16 protein-coding genes are annotated in these 13,035 nt (G+C 69.4%); all 16 read right to left on the reverse strand.

What is annotated here, in order from left to right; translation table 11 throughout:
- Positions 1-72: 72 nt before the first annotated feature.
- The 16 genes from GIY56_RS05160 to GIY56_RS05235 all read right to left on the reverse strand — a co-directional run bounded on the left by GIY56_RS05160 (position 73) and on the right by GIY56_RS05235 (position 12,978).
- A complete protein-coding gene (locus GIY56_RS05160) occupies positions 73-783 on the reverse strand; it encodes a DUF2793 domain-containing protein (protein ID WP_154763728.1) in 711 nt (236 codons plus the stop codon).
- A complete protein-coding gene (locus GIY56_RS05165; RefSeq protein WP_154763729.1) occupies positions 773-4,657 on the reverse strand; it encodes a baseplate multidomain protein megatron in 3,885 nt (1,294 codons plus the stop codon). The genes GIY56_RS05160 and GIY56_RS05165 overlap by 11 nt, the downstream gene beginning before the upstream one ends.
- Positions 4,658-4,679: 22 nt before the next feature.
- Positions 4,680-5,108 carry a C40 family peptidase gene (locus GIY56_RS05170; protein WP_328288448.1) on the reverse strand — a complete coding sequence of 143 codons (429 nt, stop codon included), beginning with the start codon at positions 5,106-5,108 and terminating at the stop codon, positions 4,680-4,682.
- On the reverse strand, positions 5,101-5,934 hold the full coding sequence (locus GIY56_RS05175) for a DUF2163 domain-containing protein (RefSeq protein WP_154763730.1): 834 nt from the start codon (positions 5,932-5,934) through the stop codon (positions 5,101-5,103). Before GIY56_RS05175 ends, GIY56_RS05170 begins: the two co-directional genes overlap by 8 nt.
- Entirely contained in the window at positions 5,931-6,563 is a 633-nt protein-coding gene (locus tag GIY56_RS05180) for a DUF2460 domain-containing protein (RefSeq protein ID WP_154763731.1), read from the reverse strand. The genes GIY56_RS05175 and GIY56_RS05180 overlap by 4 nt, the downstream gene beginning before the upstream one ends.
- A gap of 10 nt (positions 6,564-6,573) precedes the next feature.
- Positions 6,574-7,230, reverse strand: coding sequence for a phage tail tape measure protein (locus GIY56_RS05185; RefSeq protein ID WP_154763732.1), 657 nt, complete (start codon positions 7,228-7,230; stop codon positions 6,574-6,576).
- Between the two features lie 13 nt (positions 7,231-7,243).
- Complete coding sequence (locus GIY56_RS05190) at positions 7,244-7,447, reverse strand: rcc01693 family protein (protein WP_154763733.1); 204 nt, start codon at positions 7,445-7,447, stop codon at positions 7,244-7,246.
- Positions 7,444-7,758 carry a gene transfer agent family protein gene (locus GIY56_RS05195; protein WP_154763734.1) on the reverse strand — a complete coding sequence of 105 codons (315 nt, stop codon included), beginning with the start codon at positions 7,756-7,758 and terminating at the stop codon, positions 7,444-7,446. Before GIY56_RS05195 ends, GIY56_RS05190 begins: the two co-directional genes overlap by 4 nt.
- A complete protein-coding gene (locus GIY56_RS05200) occupies positions 7,755-8,171 on the reverse strand; it encodes a phage major tail protein, TP901-1 family (RefSeq protein ID WP_154763735.1) in 417 nt (138 codons plus the stop codon). Before GIY56_RS05200 ends, GIY56_RS05195 begins: the two co-directional genes overlap by 4 nt.
- 11 nt (positions 8,172-8,182) lie before the next feature.
- The gene (locus GIY56_RS05205; RefSeq protein WP_154763736.1) at positions 8,183-8,602 is read right to left on the reverse strand and encodes a DUF3168 domain-containing protein; all 420 of its coding nucleotides are present in this window, start codon (positions 8,600-8,602) and stop codon (positions 8,183-8,185) included.
- On the reverse strand, positions 8,599-8,937 hold the full coding sequence (locus GIY56_RS05210) for a head-tail adaptor protein (protein WP_154763737.1): 339 nt from the start codon (positions 8,935-8,937) through the stop codon (positions 8,599-8,601). Before GIY56_RS05210 ends, GIY56_RS05205 begins: the two co-directional genes overlap by 4 nt.
- Positions 8,934-9,551: a head-tail connector protein gene (locus GIY56_RS05215; RefSeq protein ID WP_154763738.1), complete on the reverse strand. Its 618-nt coding sequence runs from the start codon at positions 9,549-9,551 to the stop codon at positions 8,934-8,936. The genes GIY56_RS05210 and GIY56_RS05215 overlap by 4 nt, the downstream gene beginning before the upstream one ends.
- A gap of 195 nt (positions 9,552-9,746) precedes the next feature.
- Complete coding sequence (locus tag GIY56_RS05220) at positions 9,747-10,910, reverse strand: phage major capsid protein (RefSeq protein ID WP_154763739.1); 1,164 nt, start codon at positions 10,908-10,910, stop codon at positions 9,747-9,749.
- Between the two features lie 115 nt (positions 10,911-11,025).
- Positions 11,026-11,553, reverse strand: a complete 528-nt coding sequence (locus GIY56_RS05225; protein ID WP_154763740.1) for an HK97 family phage prohead protease — start codon at positions 11,551-11,553, stop codon at positions 11,026-11,028.
- A gap of 3 nt (positions 11,554-11,556) precedes the next feature.
- Positions 11,557-11,790 carry a GTA head formation protein, RCAP_rcc01685 family gene (locus GIY56_RS05230; RefSeq protein WP_154763741.1) on the reverse strand — a complete coding sequence of 78 codons (234 nt, stop codon included), beginning with the start codon at positions 11,788-11,790 and terminating at the stop codon, positions 11,557-11,559.
- Positions 11,791-11,793: 3 nt separating this feature from the next.
- Positions 11,794-12,978, reverse strand: a complete 1,185-nt coding sequence (locus tag GIY56_RS05235; RefSeq protein WP_154763742.1) for a phage portal protein — start codon at positions 12,976-12,978, stop codon at positions 11,794-11,796.
- Positions 12,979-13,035: the final 57 nt, after the last annotated feature.

Consider the following 13,035-nt stretch of genomic DNA (forward strand, 5'->3'; position numbering starts at 1 on the left):
TTCATGCCATGGGTCCACGCCAGTAATCCATTCTTCTTAACGTGAACCGGCGGCAGAGAAAAGGACAGGCCGTCAATCCGGCAGCCGCAGTTCCAGCCAGTGGACGGCAAGCTTCACCTTGCCGCCCGTGAAGGCACCGCCTTCGCCGGTCATCAGCAGGTTCGCGCCCGAATAATAGGTCATCGGTGTTCCCAGCATCCCGCGCGCCCAGGACCCCGCCCCCTTGCCAAGACCCTGGCCAAAGCGATTGTTGGAATCCGCTGTTCCCAACCGCCAGGTCTGAAGCGAGCCGGTCAGCGCCTGCGTGACCCGTGCAACCGCCCCGATCACCATCGCGCCTGCGGGGATCGCGATGCCCGTGTCGAAAACCGCGCCAGCGCCGACGGTCACTTCGCCCTCGGCCAGCCCGAAGGCCAGGCCCGACCCCTGCACGCCAAGGGTCGCGGCGCCGATGAACCACGACTGGCCGTCGAAGGTCGCCTCGGCCCCGCGATCGGCGACAAAGGCCCGCATCCCGCGCGAGGGGCTGACGAAGATCCAGCCCCCGTTCGCGCCGACCGCGATCCGCCCCGCCTGCCCTGCCCAGGCCCCTGTTGCGCCCAGTGGCACTGCCCAGCATTGCCCGTCGATCACCGTTCCGGGCGGGGTCGGGGTCGCCGTGCTTTCCAGGACGGCGTTGGTCAAACCGTCCAGCCGCATCAGCGCCTCGTTGACGGTGACATGCTTCTGGGCCTGCGCGGACTGAAGCAGCGGCAACTGATGGCGCATGGTCTCATTCGACATTGAAGTTCCTCCTGGCATAGGGGCCTGCGCCGAACTGATCGGACAGTTGCGCAACGGCGAGGGTGAAGGCGCCGCCCGCATGGGCGGCGGTCCAGACCTGTTCGGGGACGGTATAGGCCGGCGTGCCGACATCCGCCTCGTGCAGGACGGCACCGTTCTGGATCAGGCGCAGGCGATAGCGTTCGCGGACCTCGCCCAGCGGGATGTCCTCGCCCTCCCACCCGTCGCCATCGACGCGGCTGCGGCGGATCCAGGACAGGGTGCGCCCCTCGGCGCGCAGGTGGCAGGGCGCATAGGGGCGCAGCCCGATCCCCCGCGCCTCGGTCGCCAGCGCGCGAAAGCTCGGATCGTCAAAGGCCCGCCGCGCGGGACCGATGCGCCAGAAGCGTTCCTGCCCCCGGGCCGAGGGCGGCAGGCTGACCTGCTGCGCCGCGCCGTCCAGGATCACCACCACGCTGCCCTCGGGCCAGACCTCGGGCATGATGCCGTCGGTGCCCGCCTGCCCGCGCAGCCTGCCGCCGATCTCCCACAGATCCTTCTCGACCGGGACCGCGCTGGAAAACTGGATCACCTCCCAGTTCTCCAGCGAGCCGTCCCCGATCGCCAGCACGTTCGACCCCGCCAGCAGCGCCTTTATCCCGACCGACCGCAAGGATGCGTCCTTCAGCCGGACACGAAGCGCCGCGCCCCGGTCGATGACCCCGGGCCGCGCGCGCGGCAGCGGCGTTTCCGTCCGCCCGATGAACGCGCGTTTCCGCAGCGTCGTGTTCAGCTCGAACCCGCCGTCGCCCTCGATCGAGGAATAGGCGACCACCGACCCCGGCCAGGGCTTCGCCGTCGCGGCCAGATAGGGCGCGTGCGGCTGCTCGTCCCCCTTCAGCAGCGGCAGGTCCAGGAACAACGGCCAGACCGGCAACGTCGGAGTATAACGGTTGATGATGCCGTCATCCTCGTTGGTCACGGCCTGCTGATAGGCGCCAGGCTCGACACGCACCGCATCGACGGTGATGGCGCCCGCGCGCTCCACCCGGTCGATCCGCCACCGCTTCGGCTCGGCCCGGCCGTCATCCATGCGGATCACGTCGCCCGGTCCCAGATCGGCGGCGGACGGCGGCAGCGCAAAGCGCGCGGTGTCGCGCGACACGGCCGCCTCCGCCAGCCAGCGTTCCGCGATGGCCCGCCCTTCGGCCCGCGTCAGGGACATGGCGAACTCGCTGTCGCTGACCGTGTTGCCTTCCGCATCGGCCAGGCTGACCTCGGCGGTCGCTGTTGCATAGTCTCCGCCCGCCTCGACATGGGTCAGACGCAGGCGGCCGGACAACTCGGCCTGCGCCTGCCGGACGGTCTGGAAATCGCCGACCTCCTCGCCGATCGCCAGATGCTCGCGCCCCAGGTCGCGCTTCACCAGCCCGTCCCGGGGCAGGAACCGCAGCGATCCGTCGCGCTCGACCGCGTCGATGCCATGAGCCAGCAGGATCGGCTGCAAGGCCGCGCGCGCCGTCTCGCCGCCGCTGACCTGGAAGCCGCGCACGACCCCGGAAACGGCGCTGGTGTCGAAATCCGCAACACCCGCCTCGCGGCAGATGTCGCCGATGACCGCGCCCAGCATCACCGACCCTGCCCGGCCGTTCAGCCAATGGCCGCGCTGCCAGGCCGGGCCGTCAGACCACAGATCGGGCCGCCCCGGAAAGGCCGGGAAGGGCCGCGCGTCCCAGCACCAGACATGCGCCCGGTCCAGATCGACCATGCGCCGGCCATCCTCCATCGCCGGGTTGTTCGCAGGCTTCGACCAGTATGACGTGACCGCCCGGACATAAGCCGCCTGGATCGCATCGTTGCGCTGCCCGCTGGAGTAATGAGGCAGCGTGCTTTCCGAACTCATCGCGTCCAGGAACTTGTTGGGCTGGTTGGTCGCCTTGTCCAGCGCCGCGCAGCCGTATTCCGTGAACCAGATCGGCTTCGACCCCGGCACCCACCCCGTCGCCTGCCGCGACCGCACGCCGTTGGGGCGGTCGTAATGCAGGTTCTGCCACCAGCTTTTCAGGTCCTTGTATTTCCAGACCCAGGCCTCGTCATAGCCGCCATCCGTGATCGGCGTGCGCACCTGCGCATCGCGGTCGGCGTCGCTGGCGTAATACCAGTCGAAGCCCTCGCCCCCGCAGACATTGTCCTCCAGGTAATCCGGGTTGCCGATGCGGCCCCATTGGGCATCCAGGTGATCCTCGCCATCGCGCCAGTCGGACAGCGGCATGTAGTTGTCGATGCCGATGAAGTCGATGTCGGGATGCGCCCACAGGGGATCCAGATGGAAGAACAGTTCTCCATTGTCCGGATGATGGCCGAAATATTCCGACCAGTCGGACGCATAGCCGATCTTGACCGAAGGTCCCAGGATCGCGCGCACATCGGCGGCCAGGCGGCACAACTGCGCGACGGCGGGATAGCTGTTCCCGGCACCGCGGATCTGCGTCATCCCCACCATCTCGGACCCGATCAGGAAGGCGTCGATCCCCCCTGCCGCCGCACAAAGATGCGCGTAATGCAGGATGAACCGGCGATAGGACCACTCGTCTGGTCCCTGATAGCGCACGGTTTCGCCGTCCCGCACGAAATCGCCCACGGCAGCGGCACCGAAGAACGCCTGCACCTCGGCCACTGCCGCCGCCGTCCCATCGGCCGACCCCGCCCGCCCCGGCGCGACCGATGTCGTGACCCGCCCGCGCCAAGGCATGACCGGCTGTTCCTCGGCCCCATACGGGTCGGGCAGCTTGTTGCCCGCCAACTGCTCCATCAGGATGAACGGATAGAACACCGCCTTGCGCCCCGATGCTGCGATGGCCCGCAGCCCCTCGACAACCGCCTGGTCCGCGGGCGTCCCGCCATAGATCGGACGGTCGTTCACCCGCGCAACTTGGGTAGCAGCGGCACGGTCGATGCCCGCCACCGTCCAGGGCATCTCGTCCCCGTCGATCTCCTTCTGCTCGACCTTGGGCTGCACCGTGCAGCGGTTGATGCGCAGGTCGCTGCCGAACCAGGACACCACCATCGACACCGAGCCGACATTTGGCAACTCGCGCCCCAGGATGGTCATCGAGGCCGTGAAGTCCGTCCCGCCCATCGGCGTGTTCACGTTCGTGGACCGCAACTCGCCCAACCCCAGATCCTGGTTCACCGGGGTCGTCGCCAGCGAATATTCGCCCGTGCCGGGGATCAGCGCGACTGCCCGCACGTCGCGGCACAAGCCGCTGCCGTCCTGCGCGGGCGACGTGACCTCGAAGCTCAGCTGCGGCATCCGGTTGCCCCAGGCTTCCAGGTTCAGATCCTCCAGCACCACATAGGCCAGCCCGCGATAGGCAGGCGCCCCATCGCCCTCATGCGCCGCGATGGCGGGGTCGGGCCGCTGATCCTCGTCGCCGTCATAGACGCGCATGTTGAGGTCGTCGGCGGCGATCTCCTCGCCATCCGCCCAGACCCGGCCCACACCCAGGATCCGCCCCTCGCACAAGGCAAGCGCCACCGACAGGCGATAGCTGATCTGCGTGACCGTGGACCGGGGCGTGCCCTTGCCGCCGCCCGCATCCTCGGACCGCGCGATCTCCTCCAGGGGCGAGGCCCAGATGACATGGCCCGGCAGCCGCATCTGCCCCCAGATGCGCGGGATCGGCGCGCCTTCGCCCGCCGTTTGCAGGCGCAGCCGGTCGATGCGGCCGGTTTCCACGGCCTTCGATCCGCTGCCCAGCAGCCGCTGGTCGATGACCCGGCCGACCGTCGCGCCGACCGCGCGACCGATGACCGCGCCCGACAGGCCCAGGACCGCGCCGCCGAAGCTTCCGCCAATCGACGCCCCTACGGCGGACAGCACGATGGTCGCCATGATGGCCTCCTAAGGTCTGAAATCAGGGAAAGCGGAACCGGGCCGCGATCCGGTTCTGCCAGGGCGTCGTCAACGGGCTGTCGATGACGCCATGCGCGTTATAGGCATGGATGAACCGCGGCGCCTCGCCCGCGTCGGACAGGATGCCCAGGTGCTTGGCGACCGCCCCCGCCCGCATCCGGAACAGCAGCACGTCGCCGGGCAGCCAGTCGACCCCGGGATCGACCGGAACCAGATGGCGCAGCGCGGCGGCCATCAGCACCTCTTGCCCCCCGCCTTCGCCCCAGTCGGGGGTATAGGGCGGCGGCGCCTCGGGTTCGCCGCCATGGCGTTCCCGCCAGATGCCCCGGATCAGGCCCAGGCAGTCGCAGGCCACGCCCTTGGTGCTGGCCTGGTGCTGGTAGGGCGTGCCGATCCAGGACCGCGCGATGGAAACCACGTCGTCAGCCACGGTTTCCTCCCGCCTGCGGGGCCATGATCCAGTCCTCGGACGGCAGATGAGGAAAACCGCGGAAGTTTAGGAAATTGTCGAACTTTTCGCGGCATGTCACGGCCCGCTTGTCGCAGCCCGCGACCAGCCGGACGCGATCACCCGCGACCGGCGCGATCCCTAAGGCTTGCCACAACTCGATCTCGCGCCCGCCGCCTGGCAGGGCCGTGTCATTCTTGACCGTGGCGCCCAACCCCTCGGCCCCGCCGCCCAGGACCAGCAGGCGGCCCCGCTCGAACCAGCCCGCCTCATAGGCCGGAAAGCCCGAGAACCGCAGGATGCGCCCGTCCTCCACCTCGGCGATGGCGGCTTCCGCCGTGAAGGTCTCGCCGGACAGCGACAGCTTGCAGCGCCCGTCCCCCAGGCGGGCGGAACAGCGCGGATGAAACACCCGGCCCCGCGCGGCGTTCAGCGGCTCGGACAACCCCCGAAGCTCGGCCCGGAAGGCGCCTTGCGACCGCGCGATCTCGCCCAGGCTGCCCGCAAAGACCAGCCGCCGGGCGGATGGGTCGGTCCAGTCCACCTCCCACATCTTCACGGCGGCCCCGTCCCAGCGGCCCGCCAGCACGTCGCGCTCGGTGATCGCATCGTCGGACAGCGCCCCTTCGGCTTCCGAGTTGTCCACCGACAGCCCCGTCGCCTGGACCAGCGCCCGGGCCGACATGCCGTGATCGGGGCGGAACCGGATCCCGTCAAAGGTCAGTACCGCGTCATGGTCGGTAAAGCCCAGCACCATTCCGTCCGCACGGCGCACCATCCAGGCCCGCGCAATCGTGGTCGCCGTCATACCCGCACCTCGATCACCGGAATGGCCGGCATCTCGCCCGCCTGGAAGGACGCGACCGAGACGGCAATCCGGTCGGTGTCGAACCGCACCGGCACGTCGAACTCGAAGCCCGCCGTGATCTCGGCCCCCGGCTGCGGGGCCTCGGCAAAGGTGATCAGCCCCTGGGCGTGATCCACGGCGTAATGCGTGCCCGGAAACACCTCGTTGCCGCCGATGCCCGCCCGCACGCTGTCCCGGACCGGCTTGTCGATGGGCCGCGCATAGCTGCCCGGTCCCGAGGCATAGGTCTTGGTCAGCCGAAAGACCTTCGTCATCCCATCCCCCTGCGCGATCACCTGGTCGTCAAAGGCCGGCGCGCGAGAGGGCAGGCAGCTTTTATAATCCGACCAGTCCTTCCAGCGGAACCCGTGCAACTGGCCCGCCCGCGCCTCGAAGAACGCGACCAGCGCCGACAGGTCGTCCAGCGACCGCAGCCCCATGCCCGCGTCGTAACGGCGGCGGGCGTGCGCCCAGGGAGTATTCCGTTCCTCGAACCCGCTGGCCAGGGCCACGATCTCGGTCCGGCGTTCGGGACCGCCGACGGAACCGAAGGACAGGTTCGCCGGAAATCTTACCTCGTGAAATGCCATCCTGACCCTCTCAACTGTTGCGCTCGCCGCGCGCCAGCACGCGGCCAAGCTGGGCCGCGATCTGCGACTGGCTGCGCTGGAAGCCCGCGACATCGGGCGTGGTCACGTTCACCGTCACGTTCATCGGACGCCCCCCGCCCCCTGCCGCCGCAACCCCAAGCCGGCCATCGGCGCCCCGGCGCAGCGGCATGATCGCCTCGGGACCGGCCTCGCCCATCAGGCCGGTGGCGCCGCGCATCGGAAAATGCGTGGGCTGGCTGACGACCCCGCCCTTGGCGAAGGGCATCACGCGCCCCTGGACAAAGGCCCCGCCATTGGCAAAGGGCATCGCGCCCGACAGCATCCCGCCGATCCCCTGGGCCAGCGACCCGGCCAGGGCGTTCTCCACCGGCTTCATCGCCATGGAAAACACCGTGTCCGCGATCGACCGCCCGATGCCCTTCAGCGCGTCCGACAGCTTTTCACCGTCGAAGATCAGGTTGTCGAAGGCGCGCCGCAGCCCGCCCTCGATGCCGCTGCTCAGCGATCCGACCTCGCGCGCGGTCATCGTCACCGATTGCCGCAACCGCTCCAGCTCCGCCTCGAAGGCGGCGGTCATGCGGCCCGTCTGGCTGAAACCCTCGTCCAGGTCGTCCAGCGTCGAACCGAACCCATCCTTGTTGGCCATCGTCCCTCGCCCCTTATCCAGATGTTTCCCTTGGCCGGTCGGGATAGCGCGCGGCCAGTTCCGCCAGCCGGTCGCGCGTCATGGCCGGCGGACCCGCCTCGACCCCCAGCATCAGCGCCAGCTCGGCCGGCGTCAGCGCCCAGAACTGGTCCGGGCGCAGGCCAAGGCCGCGCATCCCGGCCCGCATCAGGCCCGGCCAGTCCAGGCCGCCGCTCATGCCGCGATCCGAAACGCCCGCGCCAAAAGCTCGGCCGCGGCGCGCCCCGCGGCCACCGGCCCGCCGCCGATCTCGACCGTCAGCAGATCGCCCGCCGTGCCCCGCCAGCCGCCGCCGCGCAGCCCCGCGACCAGCACCGCCAGCACGTCGCGGCTGCTGAAGCGGCCCACCTCGAACCGCGCGGCGATGTCCATCAGGCTGTCGGCGCCCAGGTCATGCTCCAACTCGGCCAGGGTGCCCAGGGTCAGCCGGGCGACATGGGGGGTGCCGTCCAGCACCACCTCGACCTCCCCTCGCAACGGGTTCGTCATGGCAGCGCCACGAAGGTCAGCGCGCCGGCCGAGGCCATCGTCAGCTCATAGGTCGCCTCGCCGTTATAGCTGCCTGCGTATTCCAGCGCGGTGATCTGGAACGGCCCCTGCACGGTGCCGAAATCCGGGATCACCACCTGGAACCGAGGCACTTCTCCGTCAAAGAAGATCTGCCGCGCGCGCCCATCGGTGTTGGCGTCGCGAAACACCCCCGACCCGGAAATGGATGCGCTGCGCACACCCGCCCCGCCCAGCAATTCGCGCCAGCCGCCCTCGCTTTCCAGACTGGTCACATCGACCGTCTCGGCGTTGAACGACAGGCGCGAGGCGCGCAGCCCGGCGATCGTCTCGAACGCCCCGTCCCCGGTCATGTCCATCTTGATCAGCAGATCGCGTCCATTCTGTGCCGCCATGGCTTATCTCCTCAGCCCAGGTCAATCCGCGCGCGAAAGGTCAGATCGACCCGCCGCGCAGCGCCGTTTTCAATCCGCCGCGCCCGGGCGCGTTGGAACCACAAAGCCGTCAGCCGCCCCCGGCTCAGCGCCAGATGCGCCTGGTCCAGCGCCTCGGCCACGGCCACGGCCGCCGCCTTGACCGCCGCGAAGCCCGCGCCCTGATCCGCGCCCGACAGGACCGAGACGACGAAATCATGCTGCGATGCCGCCGCCGTTATATCGCCCGCGTCCCGCACATCCTCGGGACCAAGGGACACGAAGACGCCCGCCGGCGCCTCGACCGGCATCGCGTCGAAGATCGCATCGCCCACCAGACCGTGCAGCGCCGCATCCGCGCGCAGATGCTGGTAAACCGCCCCTTGCAGGGCAACGCTTGCCGCGAAACTCATGCCTGGTCCTCCTCTCGGGCAAAACAGGTCAGCCATTGGCCGCTTGGGTCGCGCTCCGCCACGGCTTCGATCACGAACAGCCGCTGCCCCATGCGCAGCCGCTGGCCCGCCGCCGGGCGGCGCGGATCGCCCGCCCTGGCCCCCCGCACGGTGATCCGCCAGGACACGACACTTTCGGGACCGACCTCGGCCCCGCGCTCCTGCCCGGCGCCCGCCTTCATCTCGGCCCAAAGCTGGCCGACCCGCTGCCAGACGGTGCGATAACCGCCCATTCCGTCGCCCTGCCGGGCGGACCCTTCCAGGTCCAGCCGAACGTTCAACCGGGGCACGCTCATCGCCGCGCCTCGCGGCTGCCGCGCCCGGCCAGGGTGCGGACCTGCCGCCAGCGTTCGATCAGCGCGCTGACGCCGAAGGGCATGGCGCCCCTGGTCCCGTCATGGCCGCGATCCTCGTAATACCGCGCCGCCAGCATGATCACCGCCTGCGCCAGATCCGCGGGAACAGCGGCCCAGGTCTCGCCGAACCCCGCCGTGAAGGTCACGCTGACCATTCCGCGCCGGGGCACATGCGGCAGGATCACCCCCGTCGGCAGGATCATCGGCCGCTGCCCGTGCGGCAAAAGCCGCCAGTTCTCGGGCGGCACCTCGGTCACGGTGCCCATGCCGTCGTCGATCTCGATCCTCTCGACCGACACCACCGGCGCAAGCGGCAGGGTCTGGCCCAGCCTGTCGCGCCAGTCGTCCAGTTGCATCCGAAAGCGCCGCGTCAGCAGCACCTTGCCCGTGCGCGCCTCGATCGTCGCGATCGCGGCGCGCAGGAACCCTGCAAGGGCCGTGTCCTCGGCCGCGTCGTCCGCAATCTCGAACCCCGTTCCAAGCCGCAAATGCTCGCGCAGCGCCGCGACAGGCAGCGCCCCGGCCGCAGGCGCCGTTTCCTCGATCAGCATCATCTCGCGAACCTCCCGTCTTGCTGTCCGCTCGTCATCCACCGGGACGAGGCCGCCCCTTGGGGGGCCTCGTCGTCGCATCAAGACGGGAAAGACCGCGCCCGCGCGCCAGCCATCAGCGCGCGCGGACAGTTGCAAAGCCAGGGTGGCCAGCGACCCGTGCGCGGTCTTTCCCTCACCCGATCCCGCGTTCCGGGATCAGGCGAACTGCAGCAGCTTGACGGCGCGGAAATCGGTCACGCCGCCGCCCACGCGCTTGGTCGCATAGAACAGCACATGCGGCTTGGCGCTGAACGGATCGCGCAGGACGCGCAGGTCGGGGCGCTCGACGATGGTATAGGCGGCGCGGAAATCGCCAAAGGCGACCGCCTTGGCATCGGTGCCGATGTCGGGCATGTCCTCGCTGATCAGGACCGGATAGCCCAGCAGCTGCGGCGTCTGCCCGGCAGCCAGGGCGTCGGTCCACAGGAACCGGCCGTCGGCATCCTTCATCTTGCGGATGATCCCTGCCGTTTTCGAGTTCATGACGAAGCAGGCGTTGACCCGGTATTCCGCACCCAACGCATAGATCAGGTCGATCAGCGCATCCGCCGGGGCGTCCGGGTCGAACCCGCCCGAGGTGCCCGTCTCGATCACGCCGATGGTGTTGGCGCCCGCCGTCGCGTTCAAAGCGGTCGGATAGGTCAGGATGCCCTTGGGCTTGGCCACGCCGTCGCCGGTGACGAAGGCCGCGGCCTCGGACCGGGCGAACTTGTCGGCGATGCGCTCGGCCAGCCAGGATTCCACGTCGAAGGCGGCGTCGTCCAGCAGGCGCTGGCTGGCCTTGGGCATGGCCGACAATTCGTGCAGCGGGATCGAGATGCGCTCGATCTGGCCCGGCGCCGTCTCGGCGGCGGCGGTTTCGGTCGCCCAGCCCGCGCCCATCTCGTTCTTCTCGACCAGCACTTCATAGCTGGCGGATTCGATGGTCACGACATTGGCCAGCTTGCGCAAGGACGCGCCGGACCGCAGCACGTTCTGCACCGTTTCCGCCACCTGCGGCGCGGCCAGGAAACCGCCGTCGCTGGCGACCGTCAGGCCCTTTTCCTCGATGACCAGGCCGCGCAGGCCGTCATCGTCGCCGCTGCGCAGATAGGCGTTGAACGCCTTCTGGTGGGGCACCTCGACCTCGGCGGTGGCGGACAGGGGGGTGCGGCCACGAAGGGCGGTCTTGCGGTCAAGCATGGTCATGCGTTCGTCCTGTGCATTGAGTTTCTTCTGAATGTCGTCCCGAAAGCCCCTGAGTTCGCTGACGAACCCCATCATGGCCCCCTTCAGGTCTGCGGCCGTGCCGCCACCCTCCGCGGCTTTCACCTCGGTCATGGTTTTGTCTCCTCATCGCGATGATCGGGGATGCCGCCTGTCCTGGCCGCCCCTGTTTTTCGGACCGCCGCAGCGATCCAAACCCGTAGGGTGCGTGCTCGCACGCACCGCAATCTCAATCCCGCAAGGCTTCCGCAGCCGCCACGAACAGCGCCGCCACCTCGCGTAGGTCGTCCGCGTCCTTGCGGCCCACCTTGGCCTCGGGCAGCATCGGGAACGTGACCAGCGACACTTCCCACAATTCGACCTCGGCCAGCACCCGGCGGCCCTGCTTGTCGCGCTCCGCCCGGATCGTGCGATAGCCGATCGACAGCCCGTCGATGGCCCCCGCCTGGATCAAGGCTGCCGCCTCGCGCGCCTGCGCCACCTCGGGCAGCAGGCGGCCCTTGACCCACAGGCCCTTCTCGTCCTCGCGGATCTCGTCCCAGACGCCGATGGGCTTGGCCGGATCGTGCTGCCACAGCATCCGCACCTTGTCGCCCTTGGCCGCCAGCCGCGCCAGCGACGCCGCGAATGCCCCCGGCGCCACCGCGTCGCCGCCCTGGTCGGTCAGCCCGAACAGGCTGGCATAGCCCTCGATCGCCTGCCCGTCGGTCAGGACCGGCGCCCCGCCCGCGAATTTCACCTCAAGTCCCGGAACCATCCGTCAGCCTCCTTTCGGCGCGAATTCCAAAATGCCCTGCACCGCCTGGGTCAGGATCACCGCGACGACGCCGTAAACGGTCATCCACAGCCGCCGCTCCAGCCCCTCGATCATGGCCTCGATCCGCTCCAGCCGCTTTTCCATGCCGCCGAACTGCAGCGCCATGATGCGTTCCTGGGCCTCGAAGCGCTGGTCGTGCCAGCCAAAGCCGTCCTTCACGAAACGCGACCCTTCCATCGGTCACGCCCCGGCCAGCGGCGGCAGGCCCAAAAGCGCCCGCTTTTCCGCATCCGTCAGGAACAGCGCCTCGCCCACGCGCCGCCATTGCTGGTCCCGCTCCTCGGCCAGGGCCGGAATGCGGTCGGGATCGGGGCGCAGCTCGATCTCGGCGCCCAGATGCTCGGACAGCCACCAGGCGACCGAGGCCGTGACCCGCGTCGCCAAGGGCAGCACCGTCAGGCGATAGAACGCCCGGTGCGCCTCGGCATAGTTCGCATAAGTCGCGTCTCCCGGGATCCCCAGCAGCATCGGCGGCACGCCGAAGGCCAGCGCGATCTCCCGCGCCGCCGCCATCTTCGTCTCGTGGAACTCCATGTCCGAAGGCGAGAACCCCATGGGCTTCCAGTCCAAGCCCCCTTCCAGCAGCATCGGACGCCCCGCATTGCGCGCGCCCTGGTGGTTCATCTCGATCTCGCCCACCAGCCGGTCGTATTGCTCGGGCGACAGCACCCCCTGCCCGTCGATGCCCTTGTAGACGATGGCGCCCGAAGGCCGCGCCGCGTTGTCCAGCAGCGCCTTGGACCAGGCGGATGCGCTGTTGTGCACGTCCAGCGCCACCGCCGCCGCCTGCATGGGCGACAGCCCGTAATGGTCGTCCTGCGGGTGAAAGGACTTGACGTGGCAGATCGGATCGGGACTGCCCGTCATGTCGAACCGGTGCTTGCGCCCGCCCACCGCGTATTCATAGGCGACGGGCCAGCCGTCCGCCCCCGGAACGATGCTCATCCGGTCCGACCGCAGCACATGCAGTTCTTCCGGCAGGCCCTGCGCACCCAGCCCCGCCGCCTCGACATAGCCGTTCCCCGACAGCAGCATCTGCCCGAACAGCGCCTCGAACAGTTCGGCCCGGCCCTGCCCCGGATTGGGCCGCCGCAGCAGATCCAGAACCGGATGCACCTCGTAACGCCGCTCGCGGTCCTCGCAGACCAGCGGCACGGCCGCGCCTGCCTCGGCGATCAGCTTGACGCAGCGAAAGCCCACGGGGTTGCCGACAAAACCGCCCCGCGTCAGGCTGGCCGTATCCCGAGACGACCAGACCGCGCGCCCCGCGCCGCTGGCCAGGGCCACGACCCGGCCCGTCGCGCTGGCCTTTCTTTCCGGCGGGGGCGTGTCCTTCGCCTCCCGCGTAAACATCCGAAACGCCATCTCTCGCCTCCATGCCAACGAAAAAGGGCCAGCCCGCAGGCCAGCCCCTTCTTCTTC

This window comes from Paracoccus lichenicola (assembly GCF_009708075.1).
Lineage (GTDB): Bacteria > Pseudomonadota > Alphaproteobacteria > Rhodobacterales > Rhodobacteraceae > Paracoccus > Paracoccus lichenicola.